This window comes from Tunicatimonas sp. (assembly GCF_049647865.1).
Lineage (GTDB): Bacteria > Bacteroidota > Bacteroidia > Cytophagales > Cyclobacteriaceae > Tunicatimonas.
On sequence record NZ_JBARYM010000336.1, the window covers coordinates 1 to 2,816 of the forward strand.

Genomic DNA, 2,816 nt, shown 5'->3' on the forward strand with positions numbered 1-2,816 from the left:
ATCTTCTTACACTGATGTCTTTACCTACAATCATGGTGAAACAGGGTTATTCGGTTTGTTGCAGTTGATACACTTGCTTCAAAAGTAGCTTTTTTGGTGTTAATGGAACTACCGACATCATAAATTTTTGAGTAGCGGAAAGCCCAGCCATTATATCTAGTTTACCATCTAGCATTGCCTGATAACCTATTTGAGCTACCTTTTCGGCACTAGCCGTATTAGCAAATAAGGCAGTTTTGTCCATGCCCGAAGTAGAGCCAAAGTCGGTTTCAGTAGCACCGGGCATCAGGTTGGTTATGGTAACATTGGTCTTGCTTAACTCTTCAGCCAGCGCGTTACTTAGCGAAGTGACGTATGCTTTAGTCGCGAAGTACACGGCTTGTAACGGACCGGGCATCAGGCTGGCAGTAGATGAAACGTTCAGAACCTTTCCACTATTTCGCCGAACAAAGTCGGGAAGAAACAAATGCGTTAGCTGGGTTAAGGCCATAATATTGAGCTGAATCATTGAACCCAAGCGATCCCAGGGTAACTCATGAAAATTGCCAACTTGTCCGAAACCAGCATTATTCACCAAATAATCTACCTGAATATTAGAATTGATAACTTCATTGTATAATTCTTGTGCTGCATTCGTCTGGGCCAGGTCTTTTACGAACACGTTTACCGAAACCGAATACTGTTGTTCTAATTTCTCTTTCAAGCTCTGAAGCTTATCCTCACTGCGGGCTACAATCACCAGATCGCCTCCTTGTTGAGCGTGGATGCAAGCAAGCTCATGACCAATCCCACTACTAGCTCCGGTAATTAAGGCTGTTTTACGCATTATGAAATGGTTTTTGATTAATTAATTGAATATCAGAAACTAAAACTAGTGCGTATAGGATATTGTTATATAGGCAAAAAATAGAACGATCGTATCGGTTGGTATAGAAACGATATGGTATTTCTATTAGAAATCACTTTGAAACTAGCCATATCTTTTGCACAAATTATAATAGTTTGAATATAAGTAGATGCTTGGATTGGCACTTATTTCATCCTTGCAAGCACACGCTAAACTAATACCCGCGAGAATTTTTCAATAGTACATGAGAATAAGCGCTATCCTACGACAGAATTTACTTGATTAAGTAGATACTGTACGTAGTATGCTAAATAACTATTCATTCATCGCAACCGTAATAGGCCAACCGGTAAATTGTTCTGCACTTTCGGTGGTTACATCTACATCGCGGGGCCAACATTCAAAGGTTACTTCTTGGGTGGGCTTGTTAAAGCGAATGAGTCCGTAGCCGGAGCCACTGGAGGTGCTTTCGGGGTTTACGTAAGCTTTCATGGTAATTTTGTTGTTAAAACCATCCAAATAGTCACCGGTCCAGGGTAGGGGATTGTTCGGATCGTGGTTGCCGCCCGGTTCCTCATCTTGGGGCCACCACCAGCGGCTGTAGTAATCGTTGACAATCGCTGGAACGACGAAGGCCCAGGGGCCATCCCGAAACTCATTGGTACCGTGTTGAATGACGGTGGCTAGATGCTGATCTCCCGCAATATGTACCGCTCCGGCTTTATCAATGAGTTCTACCGCTTTGTCCCGTCCGGTCTGGGGCCAGCCGTTGGAATCCAAATCGGCATGTAGGCGATTTTCTTTATTGCCGTGCAAGTGCGCCCCGCCGCAGAATCCGGTTTGAGATAGAACGGCTTTCATAGCTACACCGTCCTGCTGAGAAGACCATTCGTCTAGAAAGTTCAATTGTCGTTCGCCCAGTAGCACCAATCCATCCAGATCAATTGAAGCGGGATCGTACTCTGGGTTATTAATATGGTCGGGGCGAGGGCCTTGCTGAGGAATTTTTCCGGCAGGGCCACTTTTAAACTTCCGGTCTTCGATAATAGCAAAATCCACATCGCCCCAGATCAAATTAGTATAGTACACACCAATACCCTGCTGAACTGGAGTAGGATCATAGGGATCGGGTAAGTGGGCAGTTTGGGCCCGCTCTACCATCTTCACGTATTCGGGATGGTACTTATAACCACCGTCATCGGCTACCTTAGTTTGCGATACCTTACCACTTTCGCCCCATAAGTTGCCTTGCCCAATATCATGATCATCAGGAATGCTAACGCAAGGGCGGTCGCGGAATAAATCGCGGAATTGCAAACCGAATTTTAGCCAGGCGGCGGTATGCTCAGTATGATCATAGGATTGATCGCCGGCAAAAAACAGTAAATCAGGGTCGTGGTGGCCTACATTGCGGACGTACTGCTCGCGCAACCCCCGGTCTTTATTGGAGTTGCAGGAGAAGGCGGCTAGCTTAATTTCGTTTTTGTCTTTCGGATCTTTCCGGATTAAACCTTCAAAAGAGGCTGATTCTCCGTGCAGCAATCGGTAGGAAGTATTTTGGCTAGCATCCCAATTCTCTACTCGAAATAATGCCGACCAGCCTAAGTCATTCACTTCCTTCGTTTGAACCTCCTGCCAAGCACCATCACGCTGGACTTCCAACCGTACTTTTCGGGTTTCATCTGGGTACAGCGGGTATAATTGAGCACTGAGTTTGAGGGTATTGTCGGCTACTGTGTACATTCCAAAGCAAACCACTTCACTGCGGTCTACCTTCATGTCGATAATAGGATTATCGGCTCGGTTCCACCAGTCGTTCACTGCCAAAGTATCCAGCTTTTCAAATGGAGCTACCATCGGAGGTTCCATATTGGTAGCTGCCGTTTCGTCGGTTTGATTGCCCCCGCATCCGGTCAGTATGAATAGCAGTAAGGTGAGTAGTTTTAGGTTGTTTTGCATAGTAGTAAGG

General features: G+C 45.5%; 2 protein-coding genes. Both read right to left on the minus strand.

The annotated features are described in order from the left end of the window. Positions 1-46: 46 nt before the first annotated feature. A complete protein-coding gene (locus WBA23_RS10170) occupies positions 47-826 on the minus strand; it encodes an SDR family NAD(P)-dependent oxidoreductase (protein WP_424582170.1) in 780 nt (259 codons plus the stop codon). A gap of 336 nt (positions 827-1,162) precedes the next feature. Further along, on the minus strand, positions 1,163-2,816 hold a 1,654-nt coding region (locus tag WBA23_RS10175), incomplete at its 5' end, for a hypothetical protein (protein ID WP_424582171.1).